The sequence below is a fragment of the Kitasatospora sp. NPDC056273 genome, assembly GCF_042268845.1.
In the GTDB taxonomy this organism is placed as follows: domain Bacteria; phylum Actinomycetota; class Actinomycetes; order Streptomycetales; family Streptomycetaceae; genus Kitasatospora.
The window spans coordinates 20,247-40,960 of the sequence record NZ_JBHJSJ010000046.1 but is presented as its reverse complement, the minus strand read 5'-3'; the positions used below and the strand labels follow the sequence as shown (position 1 = coordinate 40,960).

General features: G+C 72.6%; 18 protein-coding genes. 11 read left to right on the top strand and 7 right to left on the bottom strand.

The genetic code is table 11. The annotated features are described in order from the left end of the window. Positions 1 to 95: 95 nt before the first annotated feature. The gene (locus tag ACFCY1_RS31060; RefSeq protein WP_049650160.1) at positions 96 to 779 is read right to left on the bottom strand and encodes a LytR C-terminal domain-containing protein; all 684 of its coding nucleotides are present in this window, start codon (positions 777 to 779) and stop codon (positions 96 to 98) included. A 271-nt stretch (positions 780 to 1,050) separates the two neighbouring features. Further along, complete coding sequence (locus tag ACFCY1_RS31055) at positions 1,051 to 1,347, bottom strand: type II toxin-antitoxin system VapB family antitoxin (RefSeq protein WP_030061387.1); 297 nt, start codon at positions 1,345 to 1,347, stop codon at positions 1,051 to 1,053. Between the two features lie 192 nt (positions 1,348 to 1,539). Here ACFCY1_RS31055 and ACFCY1_RS31050 point away from each other — a divergent pair, with 192 nt between their 5' ends. Next, positions 1,540 to 3,120 carry a helicase HerA-like domain-containing protein gene (locus tag ACFCY1_RS31050; protein ID WP_074001822.1) on the top strand — a complete coding sequence of 527 codons (1,581 nt, stop codon included), beginning with the start codon at positions 1,540 to 1,542 and terminating at the stop codon, positions 3,118 to 3,120. A 28-nt stretch (positions 3,121 to 3,148) separates the two neighbouring features. Here the strand turns inward: ACFCY1_RS31050 and ACFCY1_RS31045 are convergent, their stop codons facing one another. Together ACFCY1_RS31045 and ACFCY1_RS31040 are read right to left on the bottom strand one after the other, a co-directional pair. Beyond that, entirely contained in the window at positions 3,149 to 4,315 is a 1,167-nt protein-coding gene (locus ACFCY1_RS31045; protein ID WP_375876736.1) for a hypothetical protein, read from the bottom strand. A 115-nt stretch (positions 4,316 to 4,430) separates the two neighbouring features. Further along, entirely contained in the window at positions 4,431 to 5,090 is a 660-nt protein-coding gene (locus ACFCY1_RS31040; protein WP_375876735.1) for a rhomboid family intramembrane serine protease, read from the bottom strand. A 99-nt stretch (positions 5,091 to 5,189) separates the two neighbouring features. On the opposite strand from ACFCY1_RS31040, the gene ACFCY1_RS31035 reads away from it, so the two are divergent. Both ACFCY1_RS31035 and ACFCY1_RS31030 read left to right on the top strand, forming a co-directional pair. Next, positions 5,190 to 5,708, top strand: a complete 519-nt coding sequence (locus ACFCY1_RS31035; protein ID WP_049650163.1) for a YbhB/YbcL family Raf kinase inhibitor-like protein — start codon at positions 5,190 to 5,192, stop codon at positions 5,706 to 5,708. Between the two features lie 14 nt (positions 5,709 to 5,722). Continuing rightward, on the top strand, positions 5,723 to 6,619 hold the full coding sequence (locus tag ACFCY1_RS31030; protein ID WP_375876734.1) for a hypothetical protein: 897 nt from the start codon (positions 5,723 to 5,725) through the stop codon (positions 6,617 to 6,619). 23 nt (positions 6,620 to 6,642) lie between these two features. Here ACFCY1_RS31030 and ACFCY1_RS31025 read toward each other — a convergent pair whose 3' ends face one another. Further along, positions 6,643 to 7,641: a YafY family protein gene (locus tag ACFCY1_RS31025; RefSeq protein ID WP_117488592.1), complete on the bottom strand. Its 999-nt coding sequence runs from the start codon at positions 7,639 to 7,641 to the stop codon at positions 6,643 to 6,645. A gap of 129 nt (positions 7,642 to 7,770) precedes the next feature. Here ACFCY1_RS31025 and ACFCY1_RS31020 point away from each other — a divergent pair, with 129 nt between their 5' ends. Then, positions 7,771 to 9,279, top strand: coding sequence for an MFS transporter (locus ACFCY1_RS31020; RefSeq protein ID WP_375876733.1), 1,509 nt, complete (start codon positions 7,771 to 7,773; stop codon positions 9,277 to 9,279). Positions 9,280 to 9,387: 108 nt separating this feature from the next. Here the strand turns inward: ACFCY1_RS31020 and ACFCY1_RS31015 are convergent, their stop codons facing one another. Beyond that, on the bottom strand, positions 9,388 to 10,032 hold the full coding sequence (locus tag ACFCY1_RS31015; protein ID WP_049660490.1) for an HhH-GPD-type base excision DNA repair protein: 645 nt from the start codon (positions 10,030 to 10,032) through the stop codon (positions 9,388 to 9,390). 646 nt (positions 10,033 to 10,678) lie between these two features. Between ACFCY1_RS31015 and ACFCY1_RS31010 the strand changes: the two genes are divergently transcribed. From ACFCY1_RS31010 to ACFCY1_RS30980, 7 genes are all read left to right on the top strand, one after another. Beyond that, positions 10,679 to 11,998, top strand: a complete 1,320-nt coding sequence (locus tag ACFCY1_RS31010) for a helix-turn-helix domain-containing protein (RefSeq protein ID WP_375876732.1) — start codon at positions 10,679 to 10,681, stop codon at positions 11,996 to 11,998. 77 nt (positions 11,999 to 12,075) lie between these two features. Then, a complete protein-coding gene (locus ACFCY1_RS31005) occupies positions 12,076 to 12,858 on the top strand; it encodes a toll/interleukin-1 receptor domain-containing protein (protein WP_375876731.1) in 783 nt (260 codons plus the stop codon). Continuing rightward, positions 12,855 to 14,795, top strand: a complete 1,941-nt coding sequence (locus tag ACFCY1_RS31000) for a hypothetical protein (protein WP_375876730.1) — start codon at positions 12,855 to 12,857, stop codon at positions 14,793 to 14,795. The genes ACFCY1_RS31005 and ACFCY1_RS31000 overlap by 4 nt, the downstream gene beginning before the upstream one ends. Continuing rightward, positions 14,792 to 15,823 (top strand): hypothetical protein, encoded by a 1,032-nt coding sequence (locus ACFCY1_RS30995; protein ID WP_375876729.1) that lies wholly within the window; start codon positions 14,792 to 14,794, stop codon positions 15,821 to 15,823. Before ACFCY1_RS31000 ends, ACFCY1_RS30995 begins: the two co-directional genes overlap by 4 nt. Positions 15,824 to 16,012: 189 nt before the next feature. Continuing rightward, positions 16,013 to 18,502, top strand: a complete 2,490-nt coding sequence (locus ACFCY1_RS30990; RefSeq protein WP_375876728.1) for a germacradienol/geosmin synthase — start codon at positions 16,013 to 16,015, stop codon at positions 18,500 to 18,502. A 128-nt stretch (positions 18,503 to 18,630) separates the two neighbouring features. After that, entirely contained in the window at positions 18,631 to 19,428 is a 798-nt protein-coding gene (locus ACFCY1_RS30985) for a VOC family protein (protein WP_117488588.1), read from the top strand. 36 nt (positions 19,429 to 19,464) lie between these two features. Continuing rightward, positions 19,465 to 19,968: a DinB family protein gene (locus ACFCY1_RS30980; protein ID WP_049660190.1), complete on the top strand. Its 504-nt coding sequence runs from the start codon at positions 19,465 to 19,467 to the stop codon at positions 19,966 to 19,968. Positions 19,969 to 20,011: 43 nt separating this feature from the next. Here the strand turns inward: ACFCY1_RS30980 and ACFCY1_RS30975 are convergent, their stop codons facing one another. Then, positions 20,012 to 20,707, bottom strand: a complete 696-nt coding sequence (locus tag ACFCY1_RS30975; protein WP_375876727.1) for an ArsR/SmtB family transcription factor — start codon at positions 20,705 to 20,707, stop codon at positions 20,012 to 20,014. Positions 20,708 to 20,714 lie beyond the last annotated feature (7 nt).

Below are 20,714 nucleotides of genomic sequence, written 5' to 3'. Positions count from 1 at the left end.
CCCCTCCCGAACCACCGAACACCGAGAGCCCCCGGCACTGCGTCTGCCGGGGGCTCTCGGTGTTCGGTGGTGCCGCGCGTCCGGTCGGTGCCGTCTCAGCAGCTGCCGGTGGCGGTCGGGGCGGGGGAGGGCTTGGTGGCCAGCGCGAGGGCGGCGGCCGCCTGGGTCTCGTCCAGCAGGGCGTTGTAGCTGTCGCCGATCACGAAGTCCACGGTGGTGTCGGTGCGGGCGTCGGCGGTGACGGCGGCCCCGGCGATCTGCGAGCCGACCAGGGTGCCCGCGCCGGCGCCGGCCGGACCGGCGATCACCTGGGCGGTGCCGGGCACCTTCTTGTCCAGCTCGGCCGGGGCGTTGCCGACCTTGCCGATGACGAAGCCGCGCTTCTTGAACTCCTCGGCCGTCCGGCCGGCCAGCCCGGCCTTGGTGGTGGCGTTGTAGACGTTCACGGTGACGGCGGAGGCCTGCGGGACGGCGTGCGGGTCGCCCTGCGCGGCGGCGGGCGCACCGGAGGCGGCGGGGGTGCCCGGGGCGGCCCCCGGCGTCGGGGCGGCCAGCGGCTTGCCGGACGGGTCCGCGCAGGCCTGGGCCGAGGCGTTCTTGTTCCTGCCGGTGAAGATGTCGTACAGCTGCACGCCGCCGAGCGCGACCAGGGCCAGGGCGAGCAGGCCGGCGAGTGCGGCGATCACCTTGCGGCTCTTCTTCGGAGGCCGGCCCAGGCGCGGGTAGGTGTTGCCGGTGACGCGGTACTGCTTCCCCTTGAGGCCTTGGGGAGTCAACATGCTCACGGTTTGTCTCCCCCTCGTACCAGGGCGGGGTCGGGATGACGGATCGGCCGGGTGGGGGCTTCCCCCGGTGCGGGCGGAATCCCCTGGTCGCGGCCGTAGTCAGCAGCGTAGTGCCGGACAGCCTCGAAGGTACTAAACGATCATCATCTGGCGTACCCCGGTACCCGAAAGGGGGTACCGGGGTACGCGCGGACCGCCCTCCGCCGGGTGGCGAGGGGGCGGTCCGGAAAGCCCGTGGGGGTCCGACGGCCCGGTCGGGGGTCCGTCACTCCATTTCGAGGACGCGGGCGTGCAGCACCTGGCGCTGCTGCAACGCCGCCCGGACGGCCCGGTGCAGGCCGTCCTCCAGGTAGAGGTCGCCGTGCCACTTCACCACGTGGGCGAAGAGGTCCCCGTAGAACGTCGAGTCCTCGGCCAGGAGGGTTTCGAGGTCGAGTTGGCCCTTGGTGGTCACCAGCTGGTCGAGTCGCACCGGGCGCGGGGCGACGTCAGCCCACTGGCGGGTGCTCGTCCGGCCGTGATCCGGGTACGGCCGCCCATTGCCGATGCGCTTGAAGATCACACGGAAAGCCTACCGTTCGGACGGCGGATGGCGCAGCAGCCGAGGCTCCGCCACGCGCGCCGGTGTGAACTGCGCATGGACGAATGCCGCTGTTTGATGGGAAATGTCGCGAACATCGCCCGGTGCCGATCGGGTTCCGTGCCGATGCCGAAGCGTTCCGAAGCGTTCCGATCCGCTCAGGAGTGTTCACCGATGGACTCCGACCTCACCCCGCAGGCCGTCCGGGAGATCGCCGCCGGGTACGCCTTCACCGGCCCTGCCCTCGACCTCGGCGCGGTGCTGCTGGACGGCACCGCGTACCCGGACGCCCAGGTGCGCATCCCGCTGGGCGTGCTCAACCGGCACGGGCTGGTCGCCGGGGCCACCGGCACCGGCAAGACCAAGACCCTCCAGCTGATCGCCGAACAGCTCTCCGCGCAGGGCGTGCCGGTGTTCCTGGCCGACATCAAGGGGGACGTCTCCGGTGTCGCCGCGCCCGGGACGCCGAGCGAGCGGACCGGTGCCCGGGCCGCCGAGGTCGGGCAGCAGTGGGAGCCGCGCGGCTGCCCCGCCGAGTTCTACGCGCTCGGCGGGCAGGGCGCGGGCATCCCGATCCGGGCCACCGTCACCAGCTTCGGGCCGCTGCTGCTGGCCAAGGTGCTCGACCTGAACGAGACTCAGGAGTCCTCGCTCACCCTGGTGTTCCACTACGCCGACGCCAAGGGCCTGGAGCTCTACGACCTCAAGGACCTCACTGCGGTGATCGCCTTCCTCGCCTCGCCCGAGGGCAAGGAGGAGCTGCGGACCATCGGCGGGCTCTCGGCGGCCACCGCCGGGGTGATCCTGCGGGCGCTCACCGTGCTGGAGAACGAGGGCGCCGGGGCGTTCTTCGGCGAGCCCGAGTTCGACACCGCCGAACTGCTGCGGACCGCTCCGGACGGCCGGGGCGTGGTCTCGGTGCTGGAACTGCCCGCCGTACAGGACCGGCCGCGGCTGTTCTCCACCTTCCTGATGTGGCTGCTCGCCGACCTCTACCAGGAGCTGCCCGAGGTGGGCGACCCGGACAAGCCCAAGCTGGTGTTCTTCTTCGACGAGGCGCACCTGCTGTTCAAGGGCGCCTCCAAGGCCTTCCTGGAGGCGATCACCCAGACCGTGCGGCTGATCCGCTCCAAGGGCGTCGGCATCTTCTTCGTGACCCAGACGCCGCGGGACGTCCCGTCCGACGTGCTGGCGCAGTTGGGCAACCGGGTGCAGCACGCGCTGCGCGCCTTCACCCCCGACGACGCCAAGGCGCTGAAGGCCACCGTCTCGACCTTCCCGCGCTCCTCGTACGACCTCGGCGCGGTGCTGACCTCGCTGGGCACCGGCGAGGCCGTGGTCACCGTCCTCTCCGAGAAGGGCGCGCCGACCCCGGTCGCGGCGACCAGGCTGCGGGCGCCGCAGTCGCTGATGGGTCCGATCGAGGCGGCGGACCTGCGGGCGGTGGTGGACGCCTCGCCGCTGACGGCGCGCTACCGGGACGCGATCGACCGGGAGTCGGCGTACGAGAAGCTGGCGGCGCGCGCCCCCCGGCCGGAGGCGGCGCCGGCCGGGCCTCCCGCCTCGGCTCCTCCCGAGCCGGCGGCGCGGCGGGAGGAGCGGGAGGGGAAGGCGCGGGAGCAGGCGGGCGTGGGCGGGCTGCTCGGGTCGCTGCTGAACAACCCGAGCGTCAAGTCCTTCGCGCGCTCGGCCGGGAAGCAGCTCGGGCAGGAGATCTCGCGCAGCCTGTTCGGGACGTCCAAGCGGCGGCGGTGACCGGTTCCGGGGCGGGCGGCGGCCGGCCTCAGGCGGAGAGCGCGGCGCCGATCCGGTCCAGGGAGGACAGCCGCATCAGGCCGTAGTGGTAGAACTCGACCTCGGGGACGCCGAGTTCGCGCAGGGTGGCGATCTTGGCGGCGAGGTTCTCCGGGCCGTCGCAGTCGGAGGACATCGGGCGCAGGATCACCGCCATGGACTTCGGGTGGACGCCGTGCAGGGCGAAGGCGGCGAGCTTCTCCCGGACGGCCTCCGGGGTCCTCGCGTAGCCGAGGGTCTCGATCTGGTCGGCGGCCCCGGCGAGGGCGGGCAGGTCGATGCCTGCCAGCCAGCCGGTGCCCGGGCCGCCGCCGTCCATGAAGCTCAGCCGCATGCCGTGCCGGCGGGCCTGCTCGGAGAGGTCGGCGGCCAGCGCGGTGACGGTGGCGGCGGAGGCGTCCACGTAGGCGGCGAAGGCGCCGTCGGCGAGGGCGCTGAGGTCGGCGGGCCGGGCGGCGGCGGACTCGTCGGCCAGCCGGTGGCGCAGCTCGGCGCGGACCGCCTCGGCCACCTCCTCGGCCGGGACCCCGGCGGCGGTGGCGGCGGCGCGGCAGTGCGGGCAGAAGCAGACCCCGAGCAGGGCCTCGGCGGTCGGGCCCAGCTCCTCGAAGTAGCGCTCGTGGTGGTAGCCGTGGCGCAGCCCGTGGAAGTGCAGGGACTCGGCGCGGACCGCGTCCACGCCGTACCGGGCCAGTTCGGCCACCAGGGTCAGCGCGTACTCCCGGACCTCCGGGTTCGCCGGGCAGAGCTCGGTGAGGTGGCGGTCGCCGAAGGCGTTGGCGGGGGCGCAGCCGGGGTGGGCGAAGCCGAGCCGGTCGTTGTGGCAGAAGACCGTCCAGGCGTGCAGCTTCAGGCCGCGGCGGCGGGCCTCCTCGCCGGCCTCGGCGAAGGGGTCGCGGTCGCCGATCGCGGTGGACGGCGCCGGGGCCAGCCGGCGGCCCCGCCAGGCTGCCGGGTCGGGGCGGAAGTACGCCGCGCCCGGCTCCAGGTAGCGGACCACCCGGCGGGGGTTGTGCGGGAAGACGTCGCGGGCCTCGTGGTAGACGGAGGCGAGGGTGACGCCGCCGACCCCGGCGCGGTCGGTGAGGTTGCCGAAGAAGGTGTCGGCGCCCTCGTCGAGCAGGTCGGTGGCGAAGGCGAGGACGGACGACTCCACGGTGCGGCTCCGGAGCTGGGGGAGGGTGAGCCGTCCACGCTAGCCGCAGGGGTGGGATTGGTCTATACCTGATGGCCCGGGTGGGCTACCGGGCCGACAGCCGCCGGGCCGGGGGCTACAGGCCCAGGTCGTCCAGCTGCTTGAGCAGGGCGGATCCGGGGCTGTCCGGGGCGGCGGCGGGCTTCGGGGCCCGCTGCTCGGCCGGCCGGCTGCGGAGCAGGAAGGCGGCGGCCAGCCCGCCGATCAGTCCGCCCAGGTGGCCCAGCCAGCTGACGCCCGGGGTGACCGGCAGCACGCCGATCAGGATGGTCGAGTAGACCGCCGCGATGACGATGCCGACCGCCGCGTCCAGCACGTTGCGATCCAGGACGCCGCGCAGCACCACGTAGCCGAGGTAGCCGTAGACCAGGCCGCTCGCCCCGGCCGTCACGGTGTTCGGGCTCTCCAGCAGCCAGACCAGCAGCCCGTCGGACATCGTGATCACCAGGCTGGCCAGCAGGAACTTCTTCATGCCCCGGTAGGCGGACAGGAAGCCGAGCAGGAACAGCGGCCAGGCATTGGCCGCGATGTGGTCCCAACTGAAGTGCAGGAACGGCGAGGTGAAGATCTCCGGCAGGTCGCCGATCCGCTCCGAGCGCAGGCCGAACTCCTGCGACAGCCCGTAGTCGTCCAGCCAGTTGACCACCTGGACGGACCAGATGACGGCCTGGAGGCCGAGCATGGTGAACAGTGCGTCGCGCGAGTCGGAGAGCAGACGGGTCATTCTGGAGGCCATGCCGTCGACTCTAGGGGCGGCGGGATCGCACACGCACCCGATTACGGCGAGCCGTTTAGAGTGACCTGTGTCATTCCGACCGTGAGAGGTGACCAGCCCATGAGCAAGCGCGCGCCGCTGCCGTACGAGTTCCTTCCGCAGGTGCCGTCCTTCCCGCTGAGCAGCGAGGACATCACCGAAGGCGGCACGCTGGGCCCGGAGTTCGTCCACGCCGACGGCAACCTCTCGCCGCAGCTGGCCTGGTCGGGCCTGCCGGAGGGCACCCGGAGCATCGCGGTCACCTGCTACGACCCGGACGCGCCGACCGGCTCCGGCTGGTGGCACTGGCTCGCCCTGAACCTGCCCGCCGACACCGCCGGCCTGCCGCGCGGCGCCGGCTCCTCGGACGCCGGCCTGCCCGGCGAGGCCTCCTTCCACGGCCGCAACGACTTCCCGGGCAACCGGTACGACGGCGCCGCCCCGCCGCCCGGCGCCCCGCACCGCTACGTCTTCGCGGTGCACGCGCTGGACGTGGAGAAGCTGGACGTCGCCGCCGACACCCCGCCGGCCCAGGTGGGCTTCAACCTCACCTTCCACACCCTGGGCCGGGCACTGCTGACCGCCGAGTACGGGGTCTGAGCGGGGCCCGATCGATGTCGATACCGGTGTCCGACCGTCCGGTCGAGGTCTGGCGGCTGCCCGCGGAGGACGTCCGGGCCGGCCACCGGGCCCTGACCTGGACGGTCGGCCCGCAGGGGGAGCTGGCCGTCCTGGTGGTGCCGGAGCGGTACGCGGCACCGGCCGGTTCGTGGCCGTGCGCCCGGCTGCCGTTCGACGGCGAGGTGGTGGTGCGCGGCCCGCGGGGCGAGTGGCGGGTGCCGCTCACCGGGGTCGGGGTCCCGCCGGACTTCCTGGCGCTGCTGCCGGGCGGCCGGGTGCTGCTGGTCGGAGGCAGGGCCGAGGAGTCGGCGGACGGCTGGGAGTGCAACGGCCAGGTCTTCGGGCCGGACGGCCGGCTGACACGGGAGCTGCAACTCGGCGACGACGTCCAGGCGTTGACCACCGACCGGGACGGCCGGATCTGGCTCGCCTTCGGGGACGAGGGCAACTACGGGGACAACCCGCTCGGCCAGTACGGCCTGCTCGGGCTGGACACCGCCGGACGGATCGTCTGGCAGCCGGACTTCGGGCAGCTGGGCGACCAGCCGCTGGAGGGCCTCGCCGCCGCCACCGAGGGACGGCGGGCCTGGCTGGCCTGGTACGGGGACAGGAGCCACCTCACCGGGATCGACCCGGACGGGGGCGAGCCCGTCGTCATGCGGCTGCCGGCCCGCCAGCCGGTGGGCTTCGCGATCGCCGGGGACCGGGCCGTTTTCCTCCAGCCCGGCGGCGAGCTGATCCGGTGCGAACGGGAGAGCCGGAAGGGCTGGCGGGAGGTGCGCCGCGAGCGGGTCGGCGTCCCCGGCGGCCTCGACCGGGGGCGCGCGCACGGCCGGGACGGGGTGCTCTGGTTCCGCTCCGGCAACGGCTGGTTCCGGGTCGAGGCCTAGGTTCCGGCCCTCGGGTCGCGGCCTCAGGTGCCGGCCCCCAGGGCGGGGCCCGGGGTCCGAGCCTCCGGGCCGGCCGCGTGGTGGGCGCGGTCGGCGAGCCGGCGCAGGTGCTCGCGCAGCGCCGGCGGCTCGTGCACCTCGAAGGGGCAGTCCAGCGACAGCAGCCGCATCGCCGTCCACTCCAGCGAGTCGGAACGGGAGCGGAGCCGGCAGCTGTGCCCGTCGATCGGCTCGACCTCGGAGTCGCCCGGCCGGAGGCTGTCGCGGACCCGCTCGGCCGGGGCGTGCACGGTGGCGACCACGGTGCCGCTCGGTGACGGGCGGCGCAGCTTGCCCGCCACGTACGCGGCGGCGTCCTCGGCGGGGAGCGGGCGCGGGGTGAAGCGGACGCCGGTGGCGGCCGGGCCGCTCAGCCGGTCGACCCGGAACAGCCGCCAGTCCGCGCGGTCCAGGTCGTAGCCGACCAGGTACCAGCGGCGGCCGACCGAGACCAGCCGCTCGGGCTCGACCTGCCGACTGGTCTCGGCGCCGTCGTACGCCCGGTAGCCGAAGCGCAGCCGCTCCCGGGCGGTGACGGCGCGGGCGAGCACGGTGAGGTCCTCCGGGTCGACGGTCGGGCCGTCCCCGGCGAGCAGCGGCACGGTCGCGGAGTTGAGCGTCCCGACCTGGTGCCGCAGCCGGCCCGGCAGCACCTGGAGCAGCTTGCCGAGCGCCCGTACCGAGGCCTCCTCGATGCCGACCACGGCGTGCCCGGCCGCCGCGCGGAGCCCGACCGCGATGGCCACCGCCTCCTCGTCGTCCAGCAGCAGCGGGGGCATCGCGGTGCCCGCGACCAGCCGGTAGCCGCCCTCCGCGCCCATGCTGGCCCGCACCGGGTAGCCGAGCTCGCGCAGCCGGTCGATGTCGCGCCGGATGGTGCGGGGGCTGACGCCGAGCCGTTCGGCGAGCTCGCTGCCGGGCCACTCGCGCGGGGTCTGGAGCAGCGAGAGGAGGTTCAACAGCCGTGCCGGGGTGTCGCTCATGTGCGCCTCTCGATGCTTCGCTCGCTCGTGCCGTCGCTCGTGCCGTCCAGAATGCCGGACCAACTGGGACAGATTCTGACCTAGATGCCCGCTACTGTCGTGGACGTGGAAAAGGTAGAGGAGTACGGAATGGGCACCGCGGCAGCGGAGCGCCGGAGGTGGATCGCGCTGACGATCGTGATGGTCGCCTCCTTCATGGACCTGGTGGACGTGACCATCGTCAACATCGCCATCCCGAGCATCCAGCAGGACACCGGCGCCTCGTTCAGCGCCGTCCAGTGGGTCACCGGGGGCTACGCGCTGGCCTTCGCGATCGGGCTGATCACCGGCGGCCGGCTGGGTGACATCCACGGCCGCAAGCGGGTGTTCCTGATCGGGATCGGCGGCTTCACGCTGGCCTCGGCGCTGTGCGGGCTGGCCTCCAGCCCGGAGATGCTGATCGCGACCCGGGTGCTCCAGGGCGGCACGGCCGCGCTGATGGTGCCGCAGGTGCTGTCGATCATCCACGCGACCTTCCCGGCGGAGGAGCGCGGCAAGGTGTTCGGCCTGTTCGGCGCGGTGGTCGGGCTGGGCGCGGTCTCCGGTCCGATGATCGGTGCGCTGCTCACCGAGTGGGACCTGTTCGGCCTGGCCTGGCGGCCGATCTTCCTGATCAACCTGCCGGTCGGCATCGCCGGACTGCTGCTGGGCCGCCGCTTCATCGACGAGTCCAAGGCCGACCAGGCGCTGAAGCTGGACCTGGTGGGCGTGGCGCTGGCCAGCCTCGGCCTGCTGATGCTGATCTACCCGCTGACGCACGGCCGGGAGGCCGGCTGGCCGCTGTGGGGCTACCTGTCGATGGCCGGGAGCCTGCCGGTGTTCGCGCTGTTCGTGGCGTACGAGAAGGTCAAGACGCGGCGGGACGGCTCTCCCCTGGTGGAGCTGGCGCTGTTCCGGGTGAAGTCCTTCGCGGCCGGGATCTGCGTGCAGCTGGCCTTCGGCGTGGCACTCGGCATCTACTTCCTGGTCTGGACCCTCTACATGCAGATCGGGCTGGGCTGGAGCCCGCTCAAGGCCGGCGCGACCGGCATCCCGTTCTCGATCGCGGTCTCCACGGCGGCCGGACTGTCGGTGCAGAAGCTGGTGCCGCGGTTCGGGCGGAAGGTGCTGCAGACCGGCGCGCTGGTGATGGCGGCGGGCGTGCTCGTCTACATCTGGGAGGCGGACCGGTACGGGACGACGATCACCGCCTGGCAGATGGCGCTGCCGCTGGTGGTGATGGGCCTCGGGATGGGGCTGATCGTCGCGCCGATCACCGACGCGGTGCTGGCCGAGGTGCCGCGTGAGCACGCCGGTTCGGCGTCCGGGCTGATCAACACCGTGCAGCAGGTGGGCAACGCGCTCGGGCTCGGCCTGGTGTCGGTGGCCTTCTTCGGGGCGATGGACGACGTGGTCGCGCCGGAGGCGGTCGGGACGGCGTTCGGCGGGGCCTTCGTGCACGCGATGTGGTGGGTCGCCGGGGTGCTGCTCGCGGTCTTCCTGCTGATGTTCGCGCTGCCGCGGCGGCGCAAGGCGCTCGGGGCGGTGGCCGGCTCCGGGGGCGCGGGTGGCTCCGCGGACGGTTCCACCGCGGAGCAGCAGGCGCCCGTCGTGGCCTGACGGAGCGCTCCCGTTCACGGGCCCCGGTCGCGCGGCGCGGCCGGGGCCCGCGTCGCGCTCTGGGCGGGGCCGGCCCCGGTACGGCCGGCCGGGTGGGTCAGCCGGTGCTCAGCGCACCCCCGTCGGGGTGGGGGCGGCGGACGCGCGGGTGGTGGTGCGCGGTTTGGCGGCGGCCTTGGCCTCCTTCGCGGCGCGCTTCACCTCCTGCTTGAACTCCCGCACCAGGGTGAGCGATTCGGGGCCGGTGATGTCGGCCACCGAGCGGTGCGCGCCCTCCTCGCCGTACACCCCGGCCGCCTCGCGCCAGCCCTCCGGCCGTACCCCGTACTGCTTGCCGAGCAGGGCCAGGAAGATCTGCGACTTCTGCTTGCCGAAGCCGGGCAGGGCGTTGAGCCGGCTGAGCAGCTCCTTGCCGGTGCGGACGTTCTTCCACAGCGCGGCCGCGTCGCCGTCGTACTGCGCGACGAGGAACTGGCAGAGCTGCTGCACCCGTTTGGCCATCGCGGCCGGGTAGCGGTGGACCGCCGGTTTGGCGGAGAGGAGCGCGACGAACTCCTCCGGGTTGTAGGTGGCGATCTCGTGGGCGTCCAGGTCGTCGTGGCCGAGGCGCTGGGCGATGGTCAGCGGGCCGGTGAACGCCCACTCCATCGGGACCTGCTGGTCCAGCAGCATGCCGACGAGTGCGGCGAGCGCGCTGCGTCCGAGCAGTTCGTCGGCCTCGGGCTGCTGTGCGAGCCGGACGGTGACGTTCATGGGCTTGCCCTCCTCGGAGTTGACGTCGGGTCGGCGCCCAGTCTGGTGGAAGCGGCGTTGGCGTACGCGGTCAACACGCCCGTAGCCGGGGAAGTCTTGTCTGTTCAAGGCCTTGCCAGAGCTGCATTGTTCGTTGGCGGAGCGGTTGCCGGGGGTGCCAGCGGGGGCGCGAGGGATATTTTTTGCCCGCGCCTGTCGCATCCGCCGGGGGTCCCGGAGTGGGGGCGCGTCGAACCGAACAGCCGTCGAATGGAGGGCACTCCAAAGCCCGCCGCCCACACCGTCGTCACCGCTCGGCGTCCGCGCCCACGCTCCCTTCCCTCTTCTCTGTCTGGCGCCCACCTTCCCCCGCCCTCGCCCTCGGCCTCGCGGCCTGAGCCGGAACCGCTGCTCCCGCCCGGGCAGGCCACGACCGGCCCGCCCGGGCGGGAGCGCGTTCATATGTGTTGCTCTGGTGCGTGGACATGTCGCCAACTCGTTTTGTTCGCATGGTCATTCGAGGGGGAAAGAGGAAACGGGAAACCCCGTCGATCGCCGTTTGACCGGCTTGATCGCATGCCAAGATTCCAGGCGGAAGCGAGGGGTGACCGCTTCCGGCCCGTGATGCAGCAGATGCCAGGGCGGTCGGATCCAGACGGGGGTTGGCATGAGCGTGTCCAGATTGTCGTCCGGAGAGTTCGGTCCGGAACTGCGCAGACGTCGGATCGCCGCCGGGCTGACCCTCACCCGGTTGGCCGAACTGCTCAGCTACAGCAAGGGACACCTGAGCAAGATCGAACGTGGGCACAAGCCACCCCCGCCTCAGTTGGCGCGTCGCTGTGACGTTCAGCTCGACGCGGGCGGCGAGCTGGAGCGGCTGCTGGCGGGACGTGGTGGGGCCGAGTCGGCGCCGTCCGGCGGACCGGTGCAGAGCGGCGTCGTCGGTGAAGCGGAAGCAGTGATCGGGGCCGACCAGGAAGGGGTCCGTTGGCCCGGGGCCTTTGGACGGCGGCAGCTGCTTGCCGTCGGGGCCACTTCACTGATCGGTGGCGGGCTGACCGCGACCCTGCCGACGGAGGCCTCGGCGACCGCCGTCGCGGAATCCGGCCCGGTCGAGATCTTCCGGGCCCAGTTCGACCAGATGCGACAACTCGGCCAGTCCGGTGACCCGGGCACGCTGATCCCGCTGCTCACGGTCCAGACCCACACCTTGCGCGAGCTCGCCGCCCGGGCCGACCCGGTGAACCGGGGCCGACTGCTCGTGCTGGCCGCGCGGTACGCGGAGTACACAGGCTGGATGGCGCAGGAGGCGGACGACAACACCTCGGCACTGTGGTGGACCGCCCGGGCGGTCGAACTCGCACAGGCAGGCGGAGACCGCGACCTGGCGTCGTACGCGCTGGTCCGACGCGCCCTGATCACCTTTTACGCAGGTGACGCGACCCAGACCGTACAACTGGTCGAACCGGCGCAGGACGATGCCCTGCCACCACGGATCCGGGGCCTCGCAGCACAGCGGGAGGCTCAGGGGCACGCTCTCGCCGGCGACCACACCGCTTGTCTGCGCAGCCTCGACCGGGCCCGAGAACTGCTGGCCAGGGCCGACACCGAGAACGGCGGTACACCCCTGCTCGGCACCACCCACCTGGCCGACCCGGCGGCCGTGGTCACCGGCTGGTGCCTGTACGACCTCGGCCGCCCGCGCCAGGCCGCCGAAGTGTTGGACCACGAGTACCCGAGGATCCCGGCGCACGCCGTCCGCAGCCGCGCCCGGTACGGCATCCGGCGCGCCCTCGCCCACGCGGCCACGGGGGAACCGCAACGCGCCTGCGAACTCGCCGCGGAGCTCCTGCCCTTGATCCCGGCCTTGCGGTCGGCCACCATCCGGTCCGACGTCCGCAGGCTCGCCCACGAGCTGCACCGGTTCCGGGCCGGCCGACCCGTGCAGGCCCTCCAGCCCCTGCTCGCGCAGGCGCTGCACCCGTAGACCGCCTGAACTCCCGGCCCGTCCCCGGCCGCCACACCGTTCCTCATCCCTCACTCACCTGGAGAGGTGATTTCGTCATGCCCGAGATCTTCGTCAACTACCGCACCAGCGACGAGGGCACGGCCGCCACGGTCATCGAGCGCGAGCTCTCCCAGCGGTTCGGAACCGATCGGGTGTTCCGCGCCAGCAAGTCCATCAAGATCGGCCGACCCTTCCCCCAGGAACTGCTGACCGCCGTCCGCCGTAGCAGCGTGCTCATCGCGGTCATCGGTCCGCGCTGGACCGATGCCCGTACGGCGGACGGTCGACGCGCGCTGGACGACCCGGAGGACTGGACCCGGCGGGAGATCGTCGAGGCCTTCGAGAACGAAGCCCTGGTCGTTCCGGTCCTCGTCGGCCGCCTGACACGGCTCGACCGACGGACCCTCCCGCCCGAGATCGCCGAGCTGGCCGACTGCCAGTACCGCCGGTACGACGATCGCGACGCCGAGCACTGCCTCCTGCGCCTCGGTGACGACCTTGCCGAAGCGGTCCCCCGGCTCGCGGAGGCGGAGCGGCAGATCGCCAAGTCAAAGGGGGCGACGGAGACCCGCAACGAGGTCGGCCGGGTGAACGGCAGCGTGGTGCAGGCCGGGGACTACCGGCACGACCAGAGCGGAGGGATCGGCAACGTGGGCCGCGACGTGGGGACGTTCATCAACAACGCGAGCGGCCCGGTCCACACCGGCAACGGCACGCAGAACAACACGATCCGGAACGGCGGCGTCGAGTTCCACGGCGACGGCAGCAACTACGTCGAACGCGGCACCGTCAACAACACCTTCGGCGACCGTCGTGACCGCGAGGGCCGGCGGCGGTGAGTGACCACGGGGACGCGACGTGGATCGGCAACGCCCAGGGGCAGACGCATACGGGCAGTGGTAACCAGTACAACTACATCGTCTCTGCCTCGGACAGGCTGATCCGTAGTGGAGGAGATCCGCTGCGGATGGCGGCTGAGCGACGGCTTTGGTTGAGTCAGCGCTTCGTTCCACCGGACGGATACGCGGAGGCGTTCAGGAAGCTGGAGGGCCCCGGTACGGCCGTTCTGATCTCAGGAGCCGAGGGCAGTGGACGCCGCACGGCTGCCGTGGTGCTTCTGCACCGCGCGGGCGAGCCGGGTGCTCCGTTCCGCGAGATCGCGTTGGAGGACGGGCAGGAGGAACCGGAGGACCTCGCCCGAGGTGAGCTCGTCCTGATCGACCTGTCGGATATGTCCGACCAGCAGGTCGCCGACGCACAGGGTCTGGTGAGGTCGTACTGGGCCAAGGCGGAACACAACGGCGGCCGACTGGCGGTGGTTCTGTCGCGGGATCACGAGCAGCTCCTGCAATCGGATGTACGGCAACTGCTGATGCGGATCGGCCGACCTGCGGGTGACCAGGTGCTGGCCAAGCACCTGGGGCGGGCCGGTGTCACGGTGACCCTCGCGGAACTGCGCCGGTCGACCCTCGGCGAGCTTCTGGACAGCTCTCCCATGCGGGAGTTGCAACGGCTGCACGAGCTTGTGGTCGAAGCACGTTCGGCGGGAGGTGACTTTGCGGAGTGGGCGGAGAAGGCCAGTACGGCTCTCAGCGAGCGTGCCGGAGAGGTGGCCAGGCAGATCGCCGAACTCGCGGACGGTCGCCAACGGGCGCTGCTGTTCACGGCGGCCATGCTGGATGGGGCACCCGCAGCCGCGGCGTTCCGCCTTTCCGATCAGTTGCTGACGAGGGTCGGCCACCCGGAGGACGAGCGGCCCCGCCTTGACCGGGCCGACCTCGGACAACGGGTGCGGGAGCTCGGGATGGCGGTGAAGGAAGGCCGGATCGGATTCAAGGCGCTGGCGTACGCGGAAGCGGTCCGGGCCCACGTCTGGCTCTACTACCCGGATCTGCGGGACACGTTCGGGGCGTGGCTCGGAGACACGATCAGGGCGACGACGTGGCTGGACACGCCTGATCGTCAGCAGGTGGTCGTTCGACTCACCGAACAGGCATTGCGGGCCCGAGACGTGGGCCTGCTGACCGGCCTGGTGGCGGCATGGGCGAAAGAGGCCAGGTTGTTGCCGGAGGCGATGCTGGTGCTGGAGGAGGGGATCACGAGCGAGACCTGTGGCTCGGCCTTCCGGGCGAAGATCTACGACTGGGCGGTGGGCCCGCCTCTGCACGCCAACCTGGTGCAGGTCCTCGCCCGGATCTGCGTCGACGTGATGGCTGCGTACCATCCGGACCAGGCCCTTGTCCGCCTGCACCATCTCGCGCGGAGAGAGGCCGTCGATGGCCCACGGCATGCCCGGGAGGCCCTGCGGGAACTGGCCGGCAAGGACAAGCGCCTGTACCTCGGGCTGCTCTCCCGAGTCCGGGACGGGCTGGAGAAGAGCGAGCCGGTGCGATCGGACATCGACATCTTCCTGGAGCTGGTGGACCCGCTGCCGTCTTGGGTGCCCGACAAGGAGGTGGTTCGGGCCTGGCAGTGGGTACTGGCCGTGGCTCTGTCTCCGAAGGCGTGGGAGCCCGGAGTCAGGAGCTGGTTGTCGGCCGCGCGACAGGCGCAGGACAGGGGCGAGCGGCTGATGAGGATCCTCGTCCAGGCCGCGGACGGCCGGGGCGAGGTACTCAGCCGCTACTACCTGCTGGCCCATGAGTGGGCGGCCGGACCCGAAGATCACCCGGGGCCGGTGAGCCGGGCGGAAGTCGCGACGCGCTTCTGCCGAAAGATCGACCACGTCCAGGGGATCGAACCACTTGTCGGGGCGACCGGGGGGAGAGGGCTGTGAAGGGTACGGGGAAGGCGCCGCTGGTCGGGCTGGCGCTGGCGGCGGGCTCGGTGACCGTGGTACTCGGGTTGTTGGCCAGGTGGCCGGTCTGGCTGTGGGCGGTGCCGGCCACGATGGCCCTCCTGTTGGCGGTCCTGCAGGCATCGGCCAGGGCTCCGAAGCCGGCGGAGCCGCCGTGGGAGAAGACCAGGGTGGCCGGAGTGGCACTGCCGAGCCTGGTGCCGGACTACGACTTCCACTTCTCGGCCACGGTGTGGTGGCGTCCGATCCCGAACCTCACCGGGCTGGTGCACGCGGACCCGGCGGGCCTGGCGGTCGAAACGGTGCTGGAGCGGGCCCGTGAGGTGACGGCGTGCGAGATCCCGGGGCGGCTGGACCTGGTGCAGCACCGGTTGAACGGTGTTCTCGGAACGCAGAGCCAGGACCGGTCGGGCCTGGTGGAAGCCATGGGCGGGCGGGTCGAGCTCCGGCTGTCCGAGGACGACCGGCACCGGCTCGGGAAGCTGTCGGAGGTGCGGAAGACCGAGGAGGTCTGGGAGCACGAACGCCGCCACGAGCAGAGCAAGCGGGCCTATCTCGGCGACGACGTCCTGAAGTCGCCGGGAAGTGCGATGGTGTGGTGGCTGGCCCGCCACGACGAGCAGATCAGGGAGGCGGTCGACCTGATCGGCCCGCTCGCACAACTCTCGGCTGCTGCCAACGACCAGGCCGTGAGCGAGCTGTACACGCACCTGGTGCCGGGAGCCGGGCTTTCTCCGGACGACTCAGGGGACGATGACGAGGAGGGGCCCGCGGGACCGGCCGGGCCGTACGGTCCGGCCGGGGGGCCCTCCGTGATCGGGCCGTTGAGGCAGTTGCTGGACGACGTCGAGCTGGACGAGGACTCCGCCGAACGGAAGGTCTACACGCACCGTGTGGCGGACTTCACCGCTGCGGCCGGCCGACCGGAGTTCGCACGGCTGATCCGGGCGAAGCTGTTGGGGGAGGACGACGTCGTGCCCGGTCAGCCGGGACCGACGGACGAGTGACGACTGAAAGCTCGAACGTAGTATCGGATGCCGGGGCGTGGGGGGTTGGGGAGGGCGCTCGGCCGGGTGGGTGGTTCTGGACGGGGGGAACGAGTCATTTCATATGACTGTTTCTGTTGTGACGGTGCGGCGAGCTGACGGCGGGTCATTCTTGGTCCAATTCGACACGTCCAGAAAGGCCCGCCCGCCGTGACCCAGCCGTTCGAACTGCCGTCCTTCTACGTGCCGCACCCGGCACGCCTCAACCCGCATCTGGACGAGGCACGGGCCCACTCCACCGGCTGGGCCCGGGAGATGGGGATGCTGGAGGGGTCGGGGATCTGGGATCAGGCCGACCTGGAGGCCCACGACTACGGACTGCTCTGCGCGTACACCCACCCCGACGCCTCCGCCGAGGCGCTGTCCCTGGTCACCGACTGGTACGTGTGGGTCTTCTTCTTCGACGACCACTTCCTCGACATGTACAAGCGCACCAACGACCGCGGGGCGGGCAAGGCCCACCTCGACCGGCTGCCGCTGTTCATGCCGGCCGACCCGGCCGCCGAGCTGCCGGAACCGGAGAACCCGGTCGAGGCGGGACTGGCCGACCTGTGGCGGCGCACCGTGCCGGTGATGGGTGAGGACTGGCGGCTCCGGTTCGCCGCGAGCACCCGGAACCTGCTCAACGAGTCGCTGTGGGAGCTCGCCAACATCAACGAGGGCCGGGTGGCCAACCCGGTCGAGTACATCGAGATGCGCCGCAAGGTCGGCGGCGCGCCCTGGTCCGCGCAGCTGGTGGAGTACGCGGCCGGCGCCGAGGTGCCGAAGGAGGTGTCGGGTTCGCGGGCGCTGCGGGTGCTGATGGACGCCTTCTCCGACGGGGTGCACCTACGCAACGACATCTTCTCGTACCAGCGGGAGGTGGAGGACGAGGGTGAGCTGAGCAACGGCATCCTGGTGCTGGAGCGGTTCCTGGAGTGCTCCACCCAGGAGGCCGCCGAGGCGGTCAACGACCTGCTCACCTCGCGGCTGCAGCAGTTCGAGAACACCGTGTTCACCGAACTGCCGGTGCTGTTCGCGGAGACCGGGCTGGACCCGGCGGGCCGTGCCCGGGTGATGGCGTACGTCAAGGGCCTCCAGGACTGGCAGTCCGGCGGGCACGAGTGGCACCTGCGCTCCAGCCGGTACATGAACGGCGGTGGGGCGGCGGCGAGTTCGTCCGGTTCGGCGGCCTCGGGCGGCGAGGTGGCGCCCGGCTCGGGCGGTGGGCTGCCGGGGCTGCCGGGTGGGCCCGGGGGCGGCAACTGGTGGGACCAGTACGCGATCGGCGGCATCGGGACCTCGGCGCTGGACATCCTGCGCAGCACGGCCGCCGGGGCCTCGACGGCCGCGGCGGAGGCGGCAGCGGCGGAGGCGAGCCCGACGGGTGCGGCCGAGGGTGCGGCGGGCCCGGCCGTGCGGCGGGCGCGGTCGCACGGCCACGTGCCGCACCAGGCCGTCGGGCCGTCCCTGCTGCCCGAGTTCGAGCTGCCGTACGAGCTCCGGCTGAGCCCGCACCTGGACGGCGCCCGGGAGCGCGTGATCGAGTGGGCCGGGCGGATGGGGCTGCTGGCGGCGGAGCCGGGCGTCCCCGCGTCCGGCATCTGGGACGCCGAGTCGATGCGCGACTACGACCTCCCGCTCTGCGCGGCCGGCCTCCACCCGGACGCCACCGCCGACCAACTCGACATCGCCTCCGCCTGGTTGGCCTGGGGCACCTGGGCCGACGACTACTACCCCCGGGCCTTCGGACGCACCCGCGACCTGGGCGGCGCCAAGGCCGCCAACGCGCGGCTGTCCCTGTTCATGCCGGTGGACGGCACCCCGGCGCCGGAGCCCGTCAACGCGCTGGAGCGCGGCCTCGCCGACATCTGGGAGCGCACCGCCGGCCCGATGGCCGTCGAGGCCAGGGGCCGGTTCCGGGTGGCCGTCGAGGTGATGCTGGACAGCTGGATCTGGGAGCTGGCCAACCAGATCCAGAACCGGATCCCGGACCCGGTGGACTACCTGGAGATGCGCCGCTCCACCTTCGGCTCCGAGCTCACCACGAGCCTCTCCCGCCTCGGCCACGGGCAGACCGTGCCGCAGGAGGTGTACGACCACGGCTCGATGCGCGCGCTGGAGAACTCCGCGATGGACTACGCGTGCATGATGAACGACCTCTTCTCGTACCAGAAGGAGGTCGAGTACGAGGGCGAGCTGCACAACGCCGTCCTGGTGGTGCAGAACTTCTTCGGCTGCGACTACCCGTCCGGGGTCCGGATCGTCGACGACCTGATGCACTCGCGGCTGGGCCAGTTCCAGCACGTCGCGCAGAAGGAACTCCCGGTCATGTACGAGGACTTCGGGCTGGAGCAGGCGGCCAGGGAACTGCTCGACGGGTACGTGGGGGAGCTGGAGAACTGGCTCGCGGGCATCCTCAACTGGCACGGGGGCTGCCTCCGGTACGGCACGGCCGACCTGGAGCGGCACTTCGGCGCCGAACGGGACCTGGTGGAGGCCTCGCAGGCCCGTCGGGCGGCCACGGCGGCGGCCGCCGAGGCTCCGGCGGCGGGCACCGCCCCGGTGGTCCCGAGCGTGCCGGTGCCCTCGGCGCCCCCGGTGCCGCTCGGCCCGACCGGCCTGGGCACGGCCTCGCTGCGCCTGTCGGCGGGCGGCTGACCTCGGAGGTCCGCACCCGCGCGGGTTCCCGCCCGCGCGGGTGCGGCGCGTCGTGGCTAGGCTGACGAACCGGGGGCCGGCGTGCGCCCTCCCGGCGCGCGCGCTTCGCCACACACGAGGGCAGAGAGATGGCTGCGCTACCTGAGGGCACACCCTGTTGGGCCGACGCGATGTTCACCGACCTGGAGGGCGCCAAGGCCTTCTACGGCGACGTGCTGGGCTGGACCTTCGGCGAGAGCTCGTCGGAGTTCGGCAACTACACCCAGGCGTACTCGGACGGCAAGGCGGTCGCCGCGGTCGTGCCGCCGATGCCCGGCGCGGAGGCCCAGTCCGCCTGGTGCCTGTACCTGGCCTCACCGGACGCCGGCGCCACCGCGGCGCGGATCCGCGCCAACGGCGGTGAGGTGGTCATGGGGCCGATGCAGGTCGGCGACTTCGGCACGCTGGTGATCGCCAGGGACCCGGGCGGCGTGGTGTTCGGCGTCTGGCAGGCCGGGCGGCACGAGGGCTTCGAGAAGCAGGGCGAGCCCGGCGCGTACAGCTGGGCCGAGGTGGTGACCCGCGAGCCCGCGAAGGCGGACGCCTTCTTCCCGGCGGTCTTCCCGTACGGCGTGCAGAAGATGGCGGGCGGGGACTTCGACTACCGGATGTTCCAGGTCGGCGGCCGGCCGGTGCTGGGCCGGATGGGAGCGGAGGGCGACTTCCTGCCGCCCGAGGCCCCCTCGTACATCAGCGTCTACTTCGCGGTGGACGACACCGACGCCGCGATCGGGCGGCTGACGGCGCGCGGCGGCACGGTGTACTTCGGGCCGATGGACAGCCCGTTCGGCCGGTTCGCGGCGGTCGGCGACCCGCAGGGCGCGGCCTTCGGGTTGATCGACCTCGACCGGCGGGTAGGGGAGCAGCCGGAGACGGAGGACGTCTGATGCGTCCGACGGGACGACGAGCGACAGGGGTGGCCGATGGGTGAGCGCGAGGAACTCGTCGAGACGCTGGACAAGCACCGCGGGCTGCTGCGGCACACCGTACGGGACCTCACCGACGCGCAGGCGGCCGAGCGCACCACCGTCAGCGAGCTGAGCCTCGGCGGCCTGATCAAGCACGTGGCGGGGGTCGAGGCGCGCTGGGCGCGGTTCATCACCGGCGGTGCGGAGGCGATGCGGAGCGGGGACGCGGGCGCCGCCGACCCGGACGCCTGGGCGGCCCAGTTCCGGATGGCGGAGGGCGACACCCTGGCCGGGCTGCTCGCCGAGTACGAGCGGACGGCGCGCGGGACGGACGAGCTGGTCCGGAGCCTGCCCGACCTCGACGCCGCCCACGACCTGCCGCCCGCGCCCTGGTTCCCGCCGGGCACGGCCTGGTCGGCCCGGCGGGTGCTGCTGCACCTGATCGCCGAGACCGCGCAGCACGCCGGGCACGCGGACATCATCCGGGAGGCGCTGGACGGGGCGAAGTCGATGGGCTGAGCCGGAGCGGCGCCGTTGAGCGGGAGCGGCGCCGGGGCGGCCGTCAGGGCAGCTCCACGCCGAGGAGTTCGCGCAGCGCCCGGCCGCCGTCCGGGGTGACCCGGAGGGCCCGGCCGGAGCCGATCCGCTCCACCCAGGCGCGGTCCAGGGCGGCCCGGCAGAGGGCCGCGCCCAGCGCCCCGCCCAGGTGGCCGCGGCGCTCCGTCCAGTCCAGGCAGCTGCGCACCACCGGGCGTCCGCCGCGGCGGCCCGCGCCCGGCGGCAGCTCGATCGCCTGCGCGGCCAGCCAGTCCCGGCCCCGTCCGGTGAGGGCCAGCCCGTCCTCCTCGGTGACCAGGCCGCGTGCGAACAGCGCGTCCGACACGGCCACGCCGAGGCGTCCGGCCAGGTGGTCGTAGCAGGTGCGGGCGCGGGCCTCGGCGCTCAGCCGGGTGGCCTCGGTCAGGTTGCGGGGCGCGCTCGCGGGGCCGGGACCGGACTCCGCGAAGACGGTGAGGTCCTCGATCAGCGTGGCCACCGCGGGCGAGGCCAGCCGGACGTACCGGTGCCGGCCCTGCCGCTCCTCGGCCAGCAGCCCGCCCGCGATCAGCCGGGACAGGTGCTCGCTGGCCGTGGACGGCGCGACGCGCGCGTGCCGGGCCAGCTCACCGGCCGTCCAGGCACGGCCGTCGAGCAGGGCGGAGCAGATGGCGGCCCGGGTGGGGTCGGCGAGCAGGGCGGCGAGGGCGGCGAGCGTCATGCCTCCA